Origin of the sequence: Luteibacter pinisoli, from assembly GCF_006385595.1 — a bacterium.
Taxonomy (GTDB): Bacteria; Pseudomonadota; Gammaproteobacteria; order Xanthomonadales; family Rhodanobacteraceae; genus Luteibacter; species Luteibacter pinisoli.
In genome coordinates this window covers 1,733,843-1,754,176 of the sequence record NZ_CP041046.1, presented here as the reverse complement: position 1 = coordinate 1,754,176, position 20,334 = coordinate 1,733,843, and the positions used below count along the sequence as shown (strand labels likewise).

Below are 20,334 nucleotides of genomic sequence, written 5' to 3'. Positions count from 1 at the left end.
CGCTTTCCTCGTCAGTCAGCCACGAACATCAGCGTGGCAAGGGGCGGCAGGCTCAGGACCAGGGAGCGATCAAAGCCATGCGCGGGCACATCCTGGGCGTGGCGTTCACCCTCGTTACCCACGCCCGAGCCGCCGTATTCCGTGGCATCCGTGTTCACTGCTTCACGCCAGCGGCCGCCTTCCGGCACGCCGATGCGGAAGCTATGCCGCGGCGTCGGCTGCATGTTGCTGATCACCAGCACGGGGCGGCCGTGCTCGGCGAAGCGCAACCACGCGAACACACTCTGTTCCGCGTCGTCGCCGATCACCCAGCGGAAGCCGCGCGGATCGGTATCCCAGGCATGCATGGCCGGCGTCGCGCCGAAGAAGCGGTTGAGGTCGCGCACCAGCTTCTGCACGCCCAGGTGCAGGGGCGCATCCAGCAGGTCCCAGGCGATCTGCGCGTCATGGTTCCACTCATGCGGCTGGGCAATCTCGCCACCGGTAAACAGCAGCTTCTTGCCGGGATGCCCCCACATGAAGCCGTAATAGGCACGCAGGTTGGCGAAGCGCTGCCATTCGTCGCCAGGCATGCGGCCCAGCAGCGAGCGTTTGCCGTGGACCACTTCGTCATGCGACAGCGGCAACACGTACTTCTCGGAGTACGCATAGATCATGCTGAAGGTCATCTCGCCGTGGTGCCAGCGGCGATAGATCGGGTCGCGCGACACGTACTCCAGCGAGTCGTGCATCCAGCCCATGTTCCACTTGAAGGTGAAACCGAGGCCGCCCTCGCCCACCGGCCGGGTGACGCCGGGCCAGGCCGTCGATTCTTCGGCGATGGTCATGCAATCGGGATGGCGCTCCGCCACCAGCTGGTTCACCCGGCGCAGGAAGGCGATCGACTCCAGGTTTTCGCGGCCGCCATGGATGTTCGGCACCCATTCGCCGTGCTTGCGCGAATAGTCCCGGTACAGCATCGAAGCCACGGCATCCACGCGAAGGCCGTCCACGTGGAAGCGTTCCAGCCAGGCGAGCGCGCTTGCGACCAGGAAGCCCGACACCTCGTTGCGGCCGAGGTTGAAGATCAGCGTGTTCCAGTCCTGGTGGTAGCCCTCGTGCGGGTCGGCATGCTCGTACAGCGGCGTGCCGTCGAAATGCGCCAGGCCATGGATATCCGTTGGGAAATGCGCCGGCACCCAGTCGACGATGACGCCGACGCCGGCCTCGTGGCAGCGATCCACGAAGCGCGCGAAGGCCTCGGGCGTGCCGAAACGCGAGGTGGGCGCGAACTGGCCCAGCGGCTGGTAGCCCCACGAACCACCGAACGGATGTTCCGAGATCGGCAGCAGCTCAATGTGCGAGAAGCCCATGCCGGCCACATAGGGAATCAGGCGTTCGCCGATATCGTCCCAGTGCAGCTCTTCGCCGTCCTTGCCGCGCAGCCACGAGCCCGGATGCAGCTCGTAGATCGACACCGGTGAACCCGCGTGATGCAGGGCGCCGCGCTTGCGCAGCCACTCGCCGTCCGTCCAGCGGAAGGCTTCCGGGTCGGCCACGATGGACGCCGTGGCCGGCGGCAGTTCCGCGGCGAGGGCCACCGGATCGGCGCGCTGGGTGAGCGAGCCATCGGCACCCCAGATTTCGTACTTGTAGCGGGCACCGGCCAGCAGGCCGGGCACGAACAGTTCCCACACGCCCGCCGGCACGCGCTTGCGCATGGGGTGGCGGCGGCCGTCCCAGCTGTTGAAATCACCGACCACGCTGACACGCTTGGCATTCGGCGCCCATACGGCGAAACGCACGCCATGCACGCCGTCCACGGTGACCGGATGGGCACCCAGGCAACGGAACAGTTCGATATGGGTACCGTCGGAGAGACGACCGAGGTCGTCGTCGCCGAGCAGCATCCCGAACGCGTACGGATCGTGCGTGTCGTGCGCCGCCGATGGCCAGCGCACCCGCAGGCGATACGCGGCGTTCCCTTCGACGAAGCCGGCGAACAGGCCGCCGTCATGCACCCTGGTGAGGGTGGCGAGCACACGGCCTTCCGGATCAATCGCATCGACACCCAGGGCTCCCGGCTGCAACGTGCGTACGCTGCGCCGGCCGTCGACCTGGTGGGGCCCCAACAGTGCAAAGGGGTCGCCATGCCGGCCGTCGACAAGGGCGTCGATGGCGGCGTGGTCGGTCAGGCCATGGGGTCGCGGATCAGTCACGTGTCCTCCTCAAGTTCCGTGGCGGTGTCGCCCTGGGCAGCGTGCAGGAGGCCGCGCAGCGGCACGTCCAGCCAACCCGGGCGGTTGGCCGCCTCGTAAGTCACTTCGTAAGCCGCCTTCTCGATCACGAACAGTTCGAGCAGCGGCGCCAGTGCATCGGCACTGACCCAGCGCACCGGCGCGGCGTCGAGCACGGCACGGTAGGCCTGCAGGAACACCAGCGTGGCGCGTTCGCGGAAGCGCGCCAGGTAATCGGCGAAGCCCGGATCCTCGATCGGGGCCAGGCCGTCTTCACCGCGGCGGGCCATGGCCGCCGCGTAATCCAGCGAGCGCAGGAAGCCGGCGACATCGCGCAATGGCGTGCCCTTGGCCCGGCGCTCATCCAGCGTGCGCGCAGGCTCGCCTTCGAAGTCGATGATGTACGCATCGTCCTGCACTACCAGGATCTGGCCCAGGTGGAAATCGCCGTGCATGCGGGTAAGCACCGCCCCCTGGGCGGCCTTGGCCACGCGACCGATGCGATCGTCCAGCGCACCGGCGAGGCCGCGCAGCGCTTCCACATCGGACCGCAGCTCGTCACCCAGCTCACCGACGTTGTCGACGGCGAGCAGCGCCCGGCCTACCTGGGCACGTACGCTGTCGCGCCACGCCTCCGAGCTGGCCGCCTTGGCGGTCTCCGGCTCGAAGGCCGGGAGGCCCGACGGCTTCGCCAGCAGGGCATGCAGCTCGCCAAGGCGCGTGCCGACGGCGGCGGCGAAGGCGTCGTAACCGCCCTCGATTTCCGCCCGGCGGTCTTCGTCCGCGGAGTGGCTGTACTCGTCGTAGCTGCGGCGCAGGAAATCCAGCGTCCAGCGCCAGGCATCGCCCTGGTTGCGCAGGAAGCCCTGCAACACCGCGATGGTGGTGCGCTCGCCGTGCTCGCCCACGCGGACCACTTCACCCAGCAACGGCGAGGTGTTGGCGTAGCCGTGCTCGGTGAGGAAGCGGCCCATTTCCACTTCGGGGTTGATGCCCGCCGAGGTACGGCGGAACAGCTTCAGCACACCGGCATCGTGCAGGATCATCGAGCTGTTCGACTGCTCGCCCGCGAGCCAGCGGCTCTCGATGCTCGAATCAAAGGTGATGGTGTCGAACACCTCGGTTTTCTCGAAGCGCACCGTGCCGTCGCGCACCGGGATCTCGGTGCCGTTGCGCAGGCCGATCAGCAGGCCTGAGGCGAATTCCGGCAACGCGAAGCCGTCGGTGAGCAGGCCAATCCGGCGGCCACGGCGGACGCGGGCCAGCGCCAGCTGCTGCACGCGCGAATGCGGCGCATCGTCTTCCCACGCGATGCCCACGGGCAGGCTGTAACGCTCCTTGCCGCCGTCCGCCAGGGTGGCCTCCACCTCGGTAAGGATCAGGTCGTCGCCACGGTCGGGCCACGGCGCGGCGTACAGCACGTGCACCGACTCGATGCCGCGGTCTTTCGAGGCAAACCAGCGGCGCACGGCGAGATAGCCCGGCAACACCTGGCGCTCGATGACCCCGCGGTGATGCTCCATCACCGGGCCTTCGACCAGCGCGCCGCGGACCACCAGGGTCTCGTAATCCGGCAACGGCTCGGCCGGCACCTCGTGCCATTCCGGCATCTGTGCGTTCGGGCACAGCTGGAACGCGTAGAAACCGTACGGTGGCACGGTCAGCAGGTACGGCAACTGGCCGACCGGCGGGAACGAGGTGCCGCCGACGATATCGACGGGTACCTGGCCATCAAACGCCGCCAGGTCGAGTTCCACGGCCTGCAGCGTGCGCGACATGTTGGCCACGCAAAGCACGTGTTCGCCACCAAACTCACGCAGGTACGCCAGCATCTTGCGGTTACCGGGATAAAGGAATTTGAGCGTGCCGCGACCGAAGGCCTTGTAGCGGTTGCGTACGGAGAGCATGCGCCGCGTCCAGTTCAGCAGCGAATGCGGATCGCGCTGCTGTGCCTCCACGTTGATGGCCTGGAAGCCGTACAGCGGATCCATGATCGGTGGCAGCACGAGGCTGGCCGGATCGGCGCGCGAGAAGCCACCGTTACGATCCACCGACCACTGCATCGGCGTGCGGACGCCGTCACGGTCACCCAGGTGGATGTTGTCGCCCATGCCGATTTCATCGCCGTAATACAGCACCGGCGTGCCCGGCATCGTCAGCAACAGCGAGTTCATCAGTTCGATGCGGCGGCGGTCGCGCTCCAGCAACGGGGCCAGGCGGCGGCGAATGCCCAGGTTGATGCGCGCGCGGCGGTCGGCGGCGTAGGTCTGCCACAGGTAATCGCGCTCGTTGTCCGTCACCATCTCGAGGGTGAGCTCGTCGTGGTTACGCAGGAAGATCGCCCACTGGCAATTCTCCGGGATCGCCGGGGTCTGCCGCATGATGTCGGTGATCGGGAAGCGATCCTCGCGCGCGATGGCCATGTACATGCGCGGCATCAGCGGAAAGTGGAACGCCATGTGGCATTCGTCGCCCTTGCCGAAGTAATCCTGCGTGTCTTCCGGCCACTGGTTCGCCTCGGCAAGCAGCATGCGGTCCGGGTAATGCAGGTCGATCTCCGCACGCATCAGCTTCAGGATGTTGTGCGTTTCGGGCAGGTTTTCGTTGTTCGTGCCTTCGCGCTCGATCAGGTACGGCACGGCGTCGAGGCGCAGGCCATCCACGCCCATGTCCAGCCAGAAGCGCATCACCTCGAGGACCGCCTTCAGCACGGCGGGGTTATCGAAGTTGAGGTCGGGCTGGTGGGAGAAGAAGCGGTGCCAGAAGTACTGGCCGGCCACCGCGTCCCACGTCCAGTTCGACTTTTCGGTATCCAGGAAGATGATGCGGGTGCCGTCGTACGCCTGGTCCGTATCGGACCACACGTAGAAATTGCGCGCGGCCGAGCCCTTCTTCGCATGGCGGGCGCGCTGGAACCACGGATGCTGGTCGCTGGTGTGGTTGATGACCAGCTCGGTGATGACGCGCAAGCCGCGCTTGTGCGCTTCGGTGATGAAGCGCTTTGCATCGGCGAGCTTGCCGTAATCCTCGTGCACCGCCTTGTACTCGGCGATGTCGTAGCCGTCGTCCCGGCGCGGGCTGGGATAGAACGGGAGCAGCCACAGCGTATTCACGCCGAGGTCCGCGATGTAGTCGAGCTTGTCGATCAGGCCCTGGAAATCACCGACGCCGTCGTCGTTCGCATCGAAGTACGACTTCAGGTGGACCTGGTAAATGATCGCGTCCTTGTACCAGAGCGGATCTTTCGAGAACTCGGGTGCCTTGGAGGCCTTTTGCGCCTTGCCACGTGTTGCCATGGATCAGACTCCGGGTAGCCGCACATGCCAGATCGCATAGGGCTGGCCGAGGCCAAGCCACACATGCTGATCCGGACCGCGCCAGGCGATGGGTTGGGTGAGGAGAAGGTCGTGGATATCGAGGGTGTCGCCAGGGCCGTAGCCCCAGTCACCCAGCGGCAGCGTGAGGTCGGCTGCCTGGGCGTTGTGCGGATCCATGCTGATGGCCACCAGGACCACGTCGTCGCCCGAGCGCTTTTCGAAGAACAGCACCTGGTCGTTGTTCGCGGGGAGGAAGCGCACGCCGAGATGCGACTGCAGCGCCGGATGGGCACGGCGGATGTGGTTGAGCGCGGTGATCTCGGCAACGATGTTGCCCGGCGCGTTGAAGTCGCGGACGCGAATCTCGTACTTCTCCGAATCCAGGTACTCCTCCTTGCCCGGCATCGGCGCGGCTTCGCATATCTCGAAGCCGGAATACATGCCCCACAGGCCCGACAGCGTGGTGGCCAGCGCGGCACGGATCAGGAAGCCGGGGCGGCCGGAGGTCTGCAGGAAGTAGGGATCGATATCCGGCGTGTTGACGAAGAAGTTGGGCCGGAAGAAATCCTTCGGCGCTGTCGTGGTCAGTTCGGTCAGGTAGTCGATGAACTCCTGCTTCGAGTTACGCCAGGTGAAATACGTGTACGACTGGCTGAAGCCCACCTTGGCCAGCCGGTACATCGGCTTGGGCCGAGTAAAGGCCTCGGAGAGGAACAACGCGTCCGGGTACTTGCCACGGACCCGCGCGATCATCCACTCCCAGAACGGAAACGGCTTGGTATGCGGGTTATCGACGCGGAAGGTGCGCACGCCCTCCCCCGCCCAGAACAGCACCACGTCGCACAGCGCCGTCCACAGCGAAGGAATGGCACCGTCGGCATAGAAGTCGACGTTGACGATGTCCTGGTATTTCTTCGGCGGGTTTTCGGCGTACTTGATGCTGCCGTCCGGGCGCCAGTCGAACCATTCCGGATGCTCTTTCAGCCACGGATGGTCCTGCGAGCACTGGATGGCGAAGTCGAGCGCGAGCTCCAGGCCATGCTCATGCGCGGCATCGCGCAGCGCGCGGAAGTCCTCCAGCGTGCCAAGCTGCGGGTGGATCGCGTCGTGGCCACCGTCGGGGGAGCCGATGGCGTACGGACTACCCGGATCACCGGGGCCCGGCGTCAGCGTGTTGTTGGGGCCCTTGCGGAACGACGTGCCGATGGGATGGATCGGCGGGAAATACAGCACGTCGAAACCCATGTCGCGCACCGCGGGCAAACGGGCGATGGTGTTGCGGAAGGTGCCGTGCTTTGCCTTGTCGTCCGTCATCGAGCGCGGGAACAGCTCGTACCAGCTGGCGAACATGGCCTCGCGGCGATCCACTTCCACGGTAAACGCGTCGCTCAGCGTGGCGCGCACGCGCGGATCGGTCGCGCTCATCAGTTCCACGGTGCTGTCCGCGAGCAGCAGCTCGACGCGCTCCGCGCCTTCGGCCTTCGCCACCGCGGCCGCCAGGCTGCGCAGGGCCTTGGCCTTCGGGCCCGCGGCCTCTTTCGCCCGTGCTTCCACGAGCAGGCGGCCCTCTTCCAGCTCCAGCGTCACCGACACGCCCGCAGCGTGCTTCACTTCCAGTTCGTGGTGATAGCTGCCATAGGGATCGCGCCACGCTTCGACGACGAACTCGTGCCGGCCCATGCGCGTCGGCGTGAACGTGGCGGTGTGGATGTCGTTGTTGACGGGCGTCATCACCACTTCGCGCCAGGCCTTTTCATCCTGGGCGCGATAGCGCAGGCGCGCGGCGAGCACGTCGTGGCCATCGGCATAGATGTCGGCCGTCACCGTTACCGGCTGGCCGACCACGCGCTTCACCGGGAATTCGCCGGCGTCGACCGTGGGCTGCACGCTTTCGATCACGACGCGCGGCGCCTTCGTGGCCGCGCCGAGCGCTTCCTTTTGCAGCGCTGCACCGAGTTTGCGTCGCACCGGGCTACCCGGCGTCCCACTAAGGGTAAGAACCGCACCTGGATCAAGAACCACGCTATCTCCCTGGTCGAATACCTTGCGCCCGTCGGGTGTTGTCCAGGGCATGAAGTGACTGGCGGCGCCCGCGAGCGCTTCGCCTGCGGACACGCACACCTCGCGATCGAGCGAGGCGTTCACCAGCGTCAGCGTCGCGTGCGCGGCCGTGCGCGGATCCGCGCCGTCCACGGTAAGGAAGGTGGATACACCGCCGTGCGAGGTGATCAGCGGCGCGCCAGGCACGTCTTCGCCGACCGCCTTGTTCGCCGCCTTGACGGCGTCGCTAAGATTGGCCGCCGCGTGGCTCGCAAGATCCTTCGGCGTGAGCGGTGTACCGCGGCGCGGATCGAGCGCGTCGTGCGCGGCGTATTCGAAGCCCATGGGCATCAACCAGCCGGCGGGCGCCGTGGCCGCGAAGGCGATGGCACGACGGTACGCGTGGTCGAGCTGGTTTTCTTCGCCCAGTTCGTCACCCAGGCGCGTGGCAAAGGGTTCTTCCGTGCAGGCCAGTGCCGGCGCCACGGCCTGCAGGCGTGCGGCCTCCTCGGCGAACCAGGGCGCGCGAAAATCCCACCACGCCGACGAGTTCACGACCGCATCGAAGCCCGCGCCGGCAAGCGCGGCGATCTCGTCGGGCGAGCTGCCCGGCGTCCATGCGACAAAGCCCACGCCCGGTGCATCCACGTGCACGGCATCGATCAGCGTCTTCCAGAGCGAGGCGCCGAGGCGCTGTGGATGCATCACGCGGAAGCCGAGCACGCCCGCCTTCGCCCAACGGCGCAGGCGATCCACCCACCACTGCGTGGCGGCCTCGGCAACGTCAGGATCGTTGAGGCGCCAGCGCGCGCTATCGCTTTCGCTGGGCGTCCAGCGTGGATCCGGCGTGCCGTGCTCGGTCGCCACGGCACGGAACCACGTCGGGTTCTGCGCGCGCACCGGCGCGTCCGAGGCAAGTTCATCCAGCGGCAGGTCGAGCCACAGTTCGAGATTGCGTGCGCGGCACGCCTTGGCGATCTGGTCCAGCCGCGTCGCCGCATCGCCATCCGCAGCGAGCGCCGGGTTGAGACGATCGAAATCCCGCGTGACGAAAACATCACCCGCGGGTGATGTTTCAAAAGGCGGCGCGATCAGCAATTGGCGGAAGCCGAGTTCCGCAGCGTGGTCAATCCATGCATTCCAGCCCGTCAGCGGACCGGCTAGCAGTGGATGCAGGTAATAGATGCAGAAAGGCGCACGCATGCTTGCCGACATTGCCTCGTGTTCCCAAGGGGATTAGACACAAGCATGCCGGGCCGGATGTATGCATCGTGCCAATGAACCCGGACACGCGAAGCACTGACATTGGCGCAGATGGGTGTTGCGGTTGTGTGAATTCCCCGCGGCAACGGGGAATCCAGCGGGGATGCGTTACTGGCCGAACTTGATCTCTTCGCCTTCGTGCCCGCGATCCCAGCCACGCAATTCATCGCGGATATGGGCGATGCGCTGGCGGCCAAGCGCATTGCGCTCCTCGTCCAGGACCAGGCCATCCAGCAGCTCGGCAAGGCGCTGCGCGGTCGGCAGCATCGTGTCCCACGCATCCAGCGCGTTCACCGGGCCCGGCAGGGCCATGAAGAACGACAGGCCGGGGGTCTGCGTGGTGGCGATGCGGGCCATGTCGAAATTACCCGGCTTCACCAGGTTGGCCACGCTGAAGATCGGGCCCTTTTCCGGATGGCCGTCCACCAGGCGGTGGTAGATGCCCATGTCACCGAATTCGAGGCCGGCCTTCTCGGCGGCGACCACCAGGTCCGAACCCTGGAAGCGCTGGCCTTCGCGCGAGACGACGTAAAGGCTGACGATGCGTTCCACCGGCAGGTTGCCCGGGCGGCGGCCGAGGTCCGAGCGCGGCGGGGCTTTCGGCGGCGGTGCCGGCGTGGGCGCAGGGGCCGGAGCCGGTGCGGGCGCCGGAGCAGCTGCGCGCGCGACGGGTTCCGGCGCAGGCGCCGGGGTGGCCTGGCGGGTGTGCACGGGCTCGCCCAGGTCGAACGGCAGGTCCAGGTCGAGCTTCGGCTCGGTGCGCTGGCCCGGGCGCTGCACCGGCTCGGCCGGTTCCGCGGGGGCGGCGGCCTGGTGGCGCTCGCCCGCCAGCGATGCACCGAGGCGCTCGAGTTCGGCGCGCAGGTCCACGTCCAGCTCGCCCTGCTTCGTCGCCGGACGGAACAGCGGGTCGTTGGCGTCGTCGTCGCGCGGGTCGATCACCTCGTCACGCGGCTCGAAGCGCTCGTCGCGGGCGCTGAACGAGAGGCCATCGTCCTCCGCCGGCGGGTTATCGCCGAACACCGGCTCGCGGCGCTCACGGGCGCGCTCGGGCTGTTCGGGCATCGGTTTGCGGCGGCCCTGCTCCTTGCGCGGCTGGCCGAAAAGCCAGAGCAGCACGAGCACGACGACGCCGACAAAGAGCATCGGGATGCCGACGGCGGGGTTCCAGGCGAGGCCGATGGCGGGATTCATGGGATCGATCATTCCTCAGGTAATGCTCAGGCAACGCCGGCGAGCTTGGATGCCTCGGCCAGGTCCACCTGGACGAGACGCGACACGCCCGGTTCGCGCATGGTAACGCCACACAGCTGGTGCGCGGCCTCCATCGTCGCCTTGTTATGGCTGACGAAGATGAATTGCACCTTTTCGCTCATCTCGCGGACCATCGCCGAGAAGCGGCCCACGTTGGCCTCGTCCAGCGGTGCGTCCACCTCGTCGAGCAGGCAGAACGGCGCGGGATTCAGGCCGAAGATAGCGAAAACGAGTGATACGGCAGTGAGCGCCTTCTCGCCGCCGGACAACAGGTTGATGTTGGACACGCGTTTGCCCGGCGGGCGCGCCATGATGGCCACGCCGGTGTCGAGCAGGTCTTCGCCGGTGAGCTCCAGGTACGCATGGCCACCGCCAAACAGGCGCGGGAACAGCTCCTGCACGCCGGCGTTCACGCGGTCGAAGGTTTCCTTGAAGCGCTGGCGGGTCTCGCGGTCGATCTTCTTGATCGCGCCTTCCAGTGTTTCCAGCGCGCTGGCCAGGTCGGTGAGCTGGGCGTCGAGGTATTCCTTGCGCTGCGACTGCTCGGCGTGTTCCTGGATGGCGGCAAGGTTCACCGGCTCCAGGCGCGCGATCTTCTGCGCGAGATCCACGAGCTGGGTCTGCCACATGGAGGGCTCGGCATCTTCGGCCAGCTCGGCCAGCAGCGCTTCGAGCTCAAGGCCGGAGGCGGCGATGGCCTGGGCGAGCTGTTCCGCACGCAGCTGCAGGGCCTGCGCGGCGAGGCGCTTCTCGGCCACGCTCTCGCGCACCTTGCCCAGCAGTTGTTCGATGCGCTGGCGTTCCTGCTCGAGGCGGCGGAACTCCGCATCGCAGTCTTCCACCGCGCGGCGTGCCTCCACCAGCTGCTTGTCCACCAGCAGGCGCTGGTCGAGATAGGTCTGGCGTTCGGATTCGAGCTCGACGATCGGATCGGAACCCGCGGCGAGCTGCTCTTCGATTTCTTCCAGGCGCATGGTCACCTGGCGCAGCTGGTTATCCAGTCGCGACAGCGCCTGCTCCAGCGAACTCAGCGCGGCGCGCTTGGATTCCATGCTCAGTGCCAGCTGGTGCGCCTGGTCGGCGGCGTCGCGGGCGTTCATGCGGGCTTCTTCGCGCGCTTCGAGCAGGTCGCGGCGCTCGTTTTCCAGGCCGCGGCGCTCGTCTTCGCGATCGCCCATGTGGCCCACCGCTTCATCGAGTCGGGCACGGGCTTCGCGGGTCTGGCCCTCGAGTTCGTCGAGCTGCTCCACCAGCGTGCTGATTTCGCCACCGACTTTCTCGGCACGGGCGCGCGCGGTTTCCATCTTGCCGCGGTGGCTCTGCAACTGGCCGGCGAGTTCGGAAAGACGGCGATGCGCGGCGTAAAGATCGCGCTGGGCATCGTCACGCAGGCGCTCGGTTTCGAACTTGCGGGTGCGCAGTTCCTCGAGCTGCTCGGTGCGCTCTTCGATCAGCGCCTCGAGGCTTTCGATCTGTTCGGCCAGCTGGCGGATGTCCCGCTCGCGGGCGAGCACGCCCACCTGGTTGCCTTGCGCACGCAGGATGCGGGCCCAGCCCGGGCCCATCCATGCGCCATCACGGGTAATGACGGACTGGCCGGCCGAAAGCGTCTTTGCCCGTGCCGCGGCGTCTTCCACCGAGTCGGCGACGAAGACGCTGGCGAGCAAGGCGACAGCGGCCGCGGGGCCGCGCACGACGGCCGCCAGCGTGCCGGCGGCACCGGGGCCGCCCTTCTCGCTGGCGAACAAGGCAACATCGGCTTCGCCGAGACCATCGAACTCGGGCACGAGGGCGGCGGGTGCCTCGACGAGCACGCCATCGAGCACGCCGGCGAGCACCGTTTCCACGGCGGATTCGTAGCCGGCATCCACCTGCAGCGATTCGCCGAGGCGGCGCGCATCGGCCAGGCCCAGGCGCTTCAGCCAGCCGGTGGCGGCGGATTCTTCCTGGCCCAGCGCGGCGGTCTGCAGGGCTTCCAGCGAGGCCTGGCGGCCGCGGGCGGTCTGCAGCTGCTGGCGGGCATCGTTCAGCGCCGACTGCACCTGGCGCTCGTCGTCGAGCACGCGCTCGTAGGCCACCTTGTGCTGGTCCAGCACGCCGCCGAGCTGCTCAACGCGCTCGCGCTGCGTGTCATGTTCGATATCGAGCTGTTCGGACGCCGCGTCGAGCGCGGCGACGTCGGTGGCCCGCTGCTCGGTTTCCAGCGCTTCGCGACGACGGGCCAGGTCGACGGCCTGGCGGTCGAGGTAGGCCAGCTTGGTGCGCTCCACTTCCGCGGCGCGCGTGGATTCGGAGGCGCCACGGGTATGGGTATCCCAGCGCTGCTGCCAGTCGGCCAGGCGCGTTTCGGTGGCGCGCTGCGCTTCACCGGTCTCGTCCTGGATCTGCTGCAGCGATTCGAGCTTCGGCTCGCCTTCGGCCAGGGCCATGCGCAGGGTTTCCACCTGCTCGCGGTCCGTGCCGATATGGCCCTGCAGCTCGGCCAGCTCGCGCTCGGTATCCGTGCGCGAGCGGGTGAGCCGTTCGGCCAGGTCGCGGTTGTGGCGCACCTGCTGCTCGACGCGGGCAATCTCGGCGCCGACCTTGTACACCTCGGCCTGCACCTGGTTCAGGTGTTCGTTGGCGCCATGGTGGCGCTCGCGCACCGTCTCCAGCTGCGCTTCCACCTGGCGCTGCGAGGCGGTGTGCTTTTCGATCTCGAGTTCGTACTCGCCCAAGCCGGAGCTTTCGCCCTGGCGCTGGCGGTCCAGCGTGCGGTATTCGAGGGCGCGCAGCTCGGCCTCGCGGCGGGTCTGTTCTTCCTTGAAGCCCTTCCAGCGTTCGGCGGCGCGGGCCTGGCGGTTCAGGTGGTCCAGCTGCTTTTCCACCTCGTCGCGCACGTCGCGGACACGGTCGAGGTTTTCGCGGGTGGACTTGATCCGGCTCTCGGTTTCCTTGCGGCGCTCCTTGTACTTGGAGATGCCGGCGGCTTCCTCCAGGTGGGTGCGCAGTTCTTCCGGGGCCGCCTCGATGATCTGGCTGATCATGCCCTGCTCGATGATCGAGTAGGAACGCGGGCCCAGGCCGGTGCCGAGGAACAGGTCGGTAATGTCGCGGCGGCGGCAGCGCGCGCCGTTGAGGTGGTACGAGGACTGGCCGTCGCGGCTGACGATGCGCTTGACCGAGATCTCGGCGAAGCTGGCGTACTCGCCCTGGATCGTGCCGTCGCCGTTATCGAAGATGAGCTCCACCGTCGCCTGGCCCACCGGCTTGCGGGCGCTGGAGCCAGAGAAGATCACGTCGGTGAGGGAGTCGCCACGCAGGCGGCTGGCCGCGGATTCGCCCATCACCCAGCGGATGGCGTCGATGATGTTCGACTTGCCACAGCCGTTGGGGCCAACGACGCCGGTCATGTTGGTGGGCAGGTGCAGCGTGGTCGGGTCCACGAAAGACTTGAAACCCGCCAGCTTGATCGTGGTCAGACGCATGTTTGGTTCCGTTGGGACGCGGCCGTGGGCTCCGGTCGGGAGCCACCCCCTGGCTGATCGATCACTTTGCCAAAGGGGGGTTCCGGGCGCAATACGCGAAACCACACAAAGATAATACTGTAACCCACTGATTTTTGGGGCGCGGATTATTCGCCGGGCGCTTTCGCATCAATCGACAGGGCGTGGATGCCGTCAGGCATCATGTCGCCGAGCGCCTCGTAGACCATCCGGTGGCGCTGGATCGGGTTTTTCCCGGCAAAGGCCGGGCTGACGATCCGGGCGAAGAAGTGGCCCTTGCCCTCGCCCGCGTGCCCGGCGTGCTTGTGGCCTTCGTCGATCACCTCCAGCAGCACCGGGGCCAGGGCCGCGGTCAGCCGCTGGCGGATCCGCTCGACTTTCTCGACGGTCACGGCAGGACGACGCGCAGCGGGCGGACCGACACTTCCTTATAGACCCCGGCGGCGATGTACGGATCCGCGTCGGCCCAGGCCTGGGCGGCCTCCAGGCTTTCGAACTCGGCGACGATGAGGCTGCCGGTGAAGCCGGCGGCGCCCGGATCTTCCGCGTCGATGGCCGGGAACGGGCCGGCCAGCTTCAGGCGGCCCTCTTCCTTCAGCGCCGACAGGCGGGCGACGTGCGCCGGGCGCACCGCGAGGCGGTTGTCCAGCGAGTTCGGGTGATCGATACCGGTGATGGCGTAATACATGGGGATCAGGCCTCGGGGCGCATGGTCGGGAACAGGAGCACGTCGCGGATGGACGACGAGCCGGTCAGCAGCATCACCAGGCGGTCAATGCCGACACCGAGGCCGCCGGTGGGCGGCAGGCCCACTTCCAGCGCGCGGATGTAATCGGCGTCGTAGTGCATGGCTTCGTCGTCGCCGGCGTCCTTGGCGTTCACCTGGGCCTGGAAGCGCGCCGCCTGGTCCTCGGAGTCATTGAGCTCGGAGAAGCCATTGGCCAGCTCCTTGCCATTGATGAATAGCTCGAAGCGGTCCGTGATGCCCTTGTCGGTGTCGCTCTCGCGAGCCAGCGGCGACACTTCCACCGGGTGGTCGGTGATGAAGGTGGGCTGCACCAGGGTGTGCTCCACCGTGGCCTCGAAGATCTCGAGCAGCAGCTTGCCCCAGCCGTAGCCCGGCTTCACCTGGATGCCCAGGCGCGCGGCATGCGCGGCCATGGCCTCGCGGTTGCGCAGCTCGTCCGGCTTGATCTCCGGATTCAGCTCCAGCACCGCGTCTTCCATGCGCCAGCGGCGGAACGCCGGGCCCAGGTCCACCAGGGCGCCGTCCCACTCGATCTGCGTGCTACCGACCACGTCGGCCGCGGCCGAGCGGATCATGCCTTCGGTGATGTCCATGATCTCGTGGTACGTGGCGTACGCCTGGTACAGCTCGAGCATGGTGAACTCGGGGTTGTGCCGCGTGGACACGCCCTCGTTGCGGAAATTGCGGTTGATTTCGTACACGCGGTCGAAGCCGCCGACCACCAGGCGCTTGAGGTAGAGCTCCGGCGCCACGCGCAGGAACAGCGGGATATCCAGCGCGTTGTGGTGCGTGGTGAACGGACGCGCCGTGGCGCCGCCCGGAATCACGTGCATCATGGGCGTTTCCACTTCCATGAAGCGGCGCGGCTCGGCTTCGAGCCAGCGGCGCACGTGGCTGACGATCTTCGAGCGCAGCGCAAACGTGCGGCGTGCTTCCTCGGTGACGATCAGGTCCACGTACCGCTGGCGATAGCGCTGTTCCACGTCGGCCATGCCGTGGTGCTTGTCCGGCAGGCCACGCAGCGACTTGGTCAGCAGGCGGATGCCCTCGACCTTGACCGAAAGCTCGCCGGTCTTGGTGCGCATGAGCGTGCCGGTGGCGCCGACGATGTCGCCCAGGTCCCAGCGCTTGAACGCGTTATAGGCGTCTTCGCCCACGGTGCCCTGGTGGACGAACAGCTGGATGCGGCCGGTGCCGTCCTGCATGGTGACGAAGCTGACCTTGCCCTGCCCGCGCATCAGCAGGATGCGGCCGGCCACGGCCACCTGGCGCGGCGCGGTTTCGATGGCCTCGGCGGTCCAGGTGTCCTTGTCCTCGAACTCGGCCTGCAGGTCGCCGGCAAAGCTGTCGACCTTGAAATCGTTCGGGTAGGCGATGCCCTGCGCGTGCAGCGCCTTGAGTTTCTCGCGTCGCTCGGCAATCAGTCGGTTTTCGTCAGAAGTGCCGGGGAGGTCGTCGCGGGTTTCGTCAGTCATGGCTTCGCTTGGGTGTGTTCGAAAGACGGGGGCGCCCATGCGCCCCCGGGAGTCACATTACGCGTCGATGCGCTTGGAGCCGGCTTCCAGGCCGGCCTTCAGGCTGGCTTCGACGAATTCGTCGAGGTCGCCGTCGAGCACCTTCTGGGTGTCGGAACGTTCCACGCCGGTACGCAGATCCTTGATGCGCGACTGGTCGAGCACGTAGTTGCGGATCTGGCTGCCCCAGCCGATGTCGGACTTGGTCGCTTCCAGCGCGTCCTTTTCGGCGTTGCGCTTCTGCACTTCCAGCTCGTACAGCTTCGCTTTCAGCATCTTCATCGCGCGGTCGCGGTTGGCATGCTGGCTGCGTTCGGTCTGGCAGGCCACCACCGTATTGGTGGGGATATGCGTGATACGCACGGCCGATTCGGTTTTATTGACGTGCTGGCCACCGGCGCCCGACGAGCGGTACACGTCCGTGCGCAGGTCAGCCGGGTTAATGTCGATCTCGATGTTGTCATCGACTTCCGGCGACACGAACACCGAGGTAAAGCTGGTGTGGCGGCGGTTGTCCGAATCGAACGGGCTCTTGCGCACGAGGCGGTGCACGCCGATCTCGGTCTTCAGCCAGCCGTAGGCGTAGTCGCCTTCCACGCGGAAGGTGGCGGACTTGATGCCCGCGACTTCGCCGCCGGACACTTCCATCAGCTCGGCCTTCCAGCCGCGCGACTCGGCCCAGCGCAGGTACATGCGCAGCAGGATTTCCGCCCAGTCCTGGGCTTCGGTACCGCCGGCGCCGGCCTGGATATCGACGAAGGCCGCGGCGCTGTCGAGCTCGCCGGAGAACATCCGCTGGAATTCGAGCTTGCTGACCCGGGCGTCGACCTTGTTCAGGTCGTCGACGATGGACTGCACGGTGGCTTCGTCGCCGTCGGCGGCGGCCATCTCGAGCAGCTCGCCGGCGTCGTTGAGCGAGGCGGTCATCTCATCGACGCCGGTGACGACGTTATCGAGGTGGGCGCGCTCGCGGCCCAGCTCCTGCGCGCGCTTGGGGTCGTCCCACACGGTGGGGCTCTCCAGCTCGCGATTGACTTCTTCTAGGCGTTCTTTCTTGACGGCGTAGTCAAAGGTACCCCCTAAGCGACTCGACGCGGCCCTTGAGGTCCGCGATCTGCGCAAGGATCGGATTGGTCTCGATCATGTTGGTTGCCTGCTGGGGCGGCGCGGGGGTGCGCCGCCGAAACGTCCAATGCTACCAAATTGCCGCCCTCCCTTGTTGGCCCCTCAGGCCGGGAGGGACTCGCGATGGACGCCACGCACGGCACGGCCAGAGGGGTCGGCCGCCGCCGCGAAGGCCGGATCCCAGGCCAGGGCCGCCGGCGAGGAGCAGGCGATGGACTTGCCGCCCGGCACCGTCGCCGCGCAGGCCTCGCCCGGGAAGTGCTTCTCGAAGAGGGTGCGGTAGAAGAAGGCTTCCTTGGTGGCCGGGGTGTTGACCGGGAACCGCGCGGCGGCCGCGGCGAACTCGCGGTCGCTCACCACCGCCTCGGCGTGGGCCTTCAGCCCGTCAATCCAGCCGTAGCCGACGCCGTCGCTGAACTGTTCCTTCTGCCGCCACAGGATCGACTCCGGCAGCGCGCCCTCGAAGGCCTCGCGGAGGATCCCCTTCTCGATGCCCTTGCGGGCCACCATCTTCGCCTCGGCGTCGAAGGCCATGGCGGTTTCCAGGAACTCGGTGTCGAGGAAGGGCACGCGTGCTTCGACGCCCCACGCCGCCATGGATTTGTTGGCGCGCAGGCAGTCGTAGTAGTGCAGCGAGTCAAGCTTGCGCACGGTTTCCTCGTGGAATTCGCGGGCGTTGGGCGCCTTGTGGAAATAAAGGTAACCGCCGAACACTTCGTCCGAGCCTTCGCCCGAGAGCACCATCTTCACGCCCATCGCCTTGATCCGGCGCGCCAGCAGGAACATCGGCGTGGAGGCGCGGATGGTGGTGACGTCGTAGGTTTCGATATGGCGGATGACTTCCGGCAGCGCGTCCAGGCCTTCGTCGAAGGTGTAGACGAAGCCGTGGTGCACGGTGCCCAGCGCCTCGGCCGCCACCTCGGCCGCCTTCAGGTCGGGCGAGCCATCAAGGCCGATCGCGAACGAATGCAGGCGCGGCCACCAGGCTTCGTCACGATCGTCATCCTCGATGCGCCGGCGGGCAAAGCCCGCCGCCACGGCCGCGACCAGCGAGGAATCCAGGCCACCGGAAAGCAGCACGCCGTAGGGCACGTCGGTCATCATCTGGCGATGCACGGCGGCTTCGAACGCTACCCGCAGGGCCTGCGGCTCGATGGCGCGGCCTTCGGTCACCGCGTAGTCGCGCCACGCCGGCGTCCAGTAGCGCAGCGTTTCACCGGTGGCGCTGTCGTACACATGGCCCGGCGGGAACGGCGCGACATCGGCGCAGATGCCCACCAGCGATTTCATCTCGGAGGCGACGCAGAGGCGGCCCTGGCGGTCATGGCCCCAGTACAGCGGGCACACACCCATCGGGTCGCGGGCCACGAGGACGCGCCGGCGGGCGGCGTCCCACAGCGCAAAGGCGAAGATGCCGTTGAGCTTGCCGAGGAAATCCGTGCCGTGGGCGCGGTACAGCGCGTTGATCACTTCGCAGTCGGAGCCGGTGGTGAACGCGTAGTCGCTGGCGGCGCGCAGTTCGCGGTGGTTGTAGATCTCGCCGTTGACGGCCAGCGCCAGCTCGCCATCCTTCGAGCGCAGCGGCTGGGCGCCGCTGGCGGGATCGACGATGGCCAGGCGCTCGTGGACAAGGATCGCGCCGTCATCGACATACACGCCACTCCAGTCCGGGCCGCGGTGGCGCTGCCGTTGCGATAGCTCCATGGCCTGCGCGCGCAGCGCCTGGAGGTCGTCGCCGGCCGCGAGGCCGAACATCCCGAAGATCGAACACATGGTCTTGCTCCTGGTATCGATGGCTGGAAAACGTGCAAAGAAAAAGGCCCGCCTGGTGAGGGCGGGCCTTTGGTGTATTCGGTGGTTTCACTTGCAACCGCCTACACGCCGACCCTCCCGAGGTTCCGGGCATTATTGGTATTGGCGTTATTGGCGGTGAGGCGAATCATGGTTCGACTAGACCACGATTTTTCGCGATGTGCAAGGGCGTCGATCACGCCGCCGCCAGCTTCTCGACCACGCGCCGATACTCGGCCGCCGCGGCGATTTCCCCGACGTGGGCAAAGTCGCGGACGCGCCATTGGCCACCGACCATCACGTCGCGTACCAGCGGCGTATTGCCGGCAAACAGGAAGGTATCGATCACATCGGCCTCGTCACGCGCGGCCAGCAGCGGCGCGCCATCGTGGAGCACGAGCAGGTCGGCACGGCCCCCCTGCTCCAGCCGGCCGACATCGGTGCCGGCGGCACGCGCACCACCGTCGAGGGCGCGCTGCCACAACGCGACGCCGGAGCTTTCCTCCGGCTTGCGCGACACCACGTTGCGATGACGCGTCACCAGGCGCTGGCCGTATTCCAGCCAGCGCAGTTCTTCCACCGGCGATACCGAGATATGCGAATCCGAACCGATGCCGAAGGTACCGCCACCGTCGACGAAATCCGCCAGCGGGAACAGGCCATCGCCGAGATTGGCTTCGGTGGTCGGGCACAGGCCGGCGACCGCGCCGGAGATCGCGAGCCTCTTGGTTTCATGGCCGGTAAGGTGCGTGGCATGGACAAGGGTCCAGCGTTCGTCGACCTCCGCGTGATCGAACAGCCACTCCACCGGACGCGCGCCACGCACGGCCAGGCAATCCTGCACTTCGCCAATCTGTTCGGCGATATGGATATGGATGGGCAAGCCCTTCGCCACCTCGGTCGCCAGCACGGCGCGCATCGCGCCTTCCGGCACCGCACGCAGTGAATGCAGGGCGATGCCCACCTTCAGCATGTCGTGCTGCATCGGCACCAGGCGTTCCAGCAACGACACGTATTGCCCGATGTCGTGGCGGAAGCGCTGCTGGCGTTCGCTCAGCGGGCGGCCGTCGAAGCCGCCGGTCATGTACAGCACCGGCAACAGGGTGAGGCCGATGCCGGCGTCTTTCGCCGCTTCGATCAGCGCCAGCGACATCGCCGCCGGATCCGCGTACGGCACACCGCGCGGGCCGTGGTGCAGGTAATGGAATTCGCAGACCTGGGTGTAACCGGCCTTCACCATCTCGACGTAGAGCTGGGTGGCGATGGCCTTCATGTCATCGGGATTGATCGCCTCGGCGAAGGCGTACATCGTTTCGCGCCACGTCCAGAAGCTGTCTTCGCCGGGCCCGCGGCGCTCGGCCAGGCCGGCCATGGCGCGCTGGAACGCATGCGAATGCAGGTTGGGCATGCCCGGCAGGACGAAGCGGCCGATGCGCTCACCCGCGCCACCGTTGGGCGCGGCGAAGCGCCCGTCCCGGATCGCGAGGCCGGATTCGGCCCAGGCGCCATCGGTCCAGAGAAAGTCGGCGGTGAAATGGGACTGCGTCATCGAATAGGCCTTCAGGCGGGTTCGGTATCGAA

General features: G+C 67.1%; 11 protein-coding genes. All 11 read right to left on the bottom strand.

Going from position 1 to position 20,334, the window contains the following annotated elements; genetic code table 11:
• Nucleotides 1–11: 11 nt before the first annotated feature.
• Nucleotides 12–2,198 (bottom strand): 1,4-alpha-glucan branching protein GlgB, encoded by a 2,187-nt coding sequence (glgB, locus tag FIV34_RS07995; protein WP_246058780.1) that lies wholly within the window; start codon nt 2,196–2,198, stop codon nt 12–14.
• The gene (gene treS, locus FIV34_RS07990) at nt 2,195–5,512 is read right to left on the bottom strand and encodes a maltose alpha-D-glucosyltransferase (protein ID WP_139981369.1); all 3,318 of its coding nucleotides are present in this window, start codon (nt 5,510–5,512) and stop codon (nt 2,195–2,197) included. Before treS ends, glgB begins: the two co-directional genes overlap by 4 nt.
• Nucleotides 5,513–5,515: 3 nt before the next feature.
• Nucleotides 5,516–8,776 (bottom strand): maltotransferase domain-containing protein, encoded by a 3,261-nt coding sequence (locus FIV34_RS07985; protein ID WP_246058779.1) that lies wholly within the window; start codon nt 8,774–8,776, stop codon nt 5,516–5,518.
• Between the two features lie 168 nt (nt 8,777–8,944).
• Complete coding sequence (gene zipA / locus FIV34_RS07980) at nt 8,945–10,030, bottom strand: cell division protein ZipA (protein ID WP_139981364.1); 1,086 nt, start codon at nt 10,028–10,030, stop codon at nt 8,945–8,947.
• Between the two features lie 26 nt (nt 10,031–10,056).
• Nucleotides 10,057–13,557 carry a chromosome segregation protein SMC gene (gene smc / locus FIV34_RS07975; protein ID WP_139981362.1) on the bottom strand — a complete coding sequence of 1,167 codons (3,501 nt, stop codon included), beginning with the start codon at nt 13,555–13,557 and terminating at the stop codon, nt 10,057–10,059.
• 146 nt (nt 13,558–13,703) lie between these two features.
• Nucleotides 13,704–13,967 carry a BolA family protein gene (locus FIV34_RS07970; RefSeq protein WP_139981359.1) on the bottom strand — a complete coding sequence of 88 codons (264 nt, stop codon included), beginning with the start codon at nt 13,965–13,967 and terminating at the stop codon, nt 13,704–13,706.
• Complete coding sequence (locus FIV34_RS07965; RefSeq protein ID WP_139981356.1) at nt 13,964–14,263, bottom strand: YciI family protein; 300 nt, start codon at nt 14,261–14,263, stop codon at nt 13,964–13,966. Before FIV34_RS07965 ends, FIV34_RS07970 begins: the two co-directional genes overlap by 4 nt.
• A gap of 5 nt (nt 14,264–14,268) precedes the next feature.
• Nucleotides 14,269–15,798 (bottom strand): lysine--tRNA ligase, encoded by a 1,530-nt coding sequence (lysS, locus tag FIV34_RS07960; RefSeq protein WP_139981354.1) that lies wholly within the window; start codon nt 15,796–15,798, stop codon nt 14,269–14,271.
• A 57-nt stretch (nt 15,799–15,855) separates the two neighbouring features.
• Nucleotides 15,856–16,981, bottom strand: a protein-coding gene (gene prfB / locus FIV34_RS07955) for a peptide chain release factor 2 (protein WP_139981351.1) whose coding sequence is annotated in 2 segments (ribosomal slippage) — nt 15,856–16,905 and nt 16,907–16,981 — 1,125 coding nt in all. Because the reading frame shifts where the segments join, the coding sequence is not laid out codon by codon here.
• 83 nt (nt 16,982–17,064) lie between these two features.
• Nucleotides 17,065–18,735, bottom strand: a complete 1,671-nt coding sequence (gene asnB / locus FIV34_RS07950; protein ID WP_139981348.1) for an asparagine synthase B — start codon at nt 18,733–18,735, stop codon at nt 17,065–17,067.
• Between the two features lie 214 nt (nt 18,736–18,949).
• Nucleotides 18,950–20,302 (bottom strand): formimidoylglutamate deiminase, encoded by a 1,353-nt coding sequence (locus tag FIV34_RS07945; RefSeq protein WP_139981345.1) that lies wholly within the window; start codon nt 20,300–20,302, stop codon nt 18,950–18,952.
• Nucleotides 20,303–20,334 lie beyond the last annotated feature (32 nt).

What these genes read in the sequence shown, in the direction of transcription:
- treS (WP_139981369.1), bottom strand. Translation starts at nt 5,512, where the DNA reads ATGGCAACACGTGGCAAGGCGCAAAAGGCCTCCAAGGCACCCGAGTTC.
- FIV34_RS07985 (WP_246058779.1), bottom strand. Translation starts at nt 8,776, where the DNA reads ATGCGTGCGCCTTTCTGCATCTATTACCTGCATCCACTGCTAGCCGGT.
- zipA (WP_139981364.1), bottom strand. Translation starts at nt 10,030, where the DNA reads ATGAATCCCGCCATCGGCCTCGCCTGGAACCCCGCCGTCGGCATCCCG.
- smc (WP_139981362.1), bottom strand. Translation starts at nt 13,557, where the DNA reads ATGCGTCTGACCACGATCAAGCTGGCGGGTTTCAAGTCTTTCGTGGAC.
- FIV34_RS07965 (WP_139981356.1), bottom strand. Translation starts at nt 14,263, where the DNA reads ATGTATTACGCCATCACCGGTATCGATCACCCGAACTCGCTGGACAAC.
- lysS (WP_139981354.1), bottom strand. Translation starts at nt 15,798, where the DNA reads ATGACTGACGAAACCCGCGACGACCTCCCCGGCACTTCTGACGAAAAC.
- asnB (WP_139981348.1), bottom strand. Translation starts at nt 18,735, where the DNA reads ATGTGTTCGATCTTCGGGATGTTCGGCCTCGCGGCCGGCGACGACCTC.
- FIV34_RS07945 (WP_139981345.1), bottom strand. Translation starts at nt 20,302, where the DNA reads ATGACGCAGTCCCATTTCACCGCCGACTTTCTCTGGACCGATGGCGCC.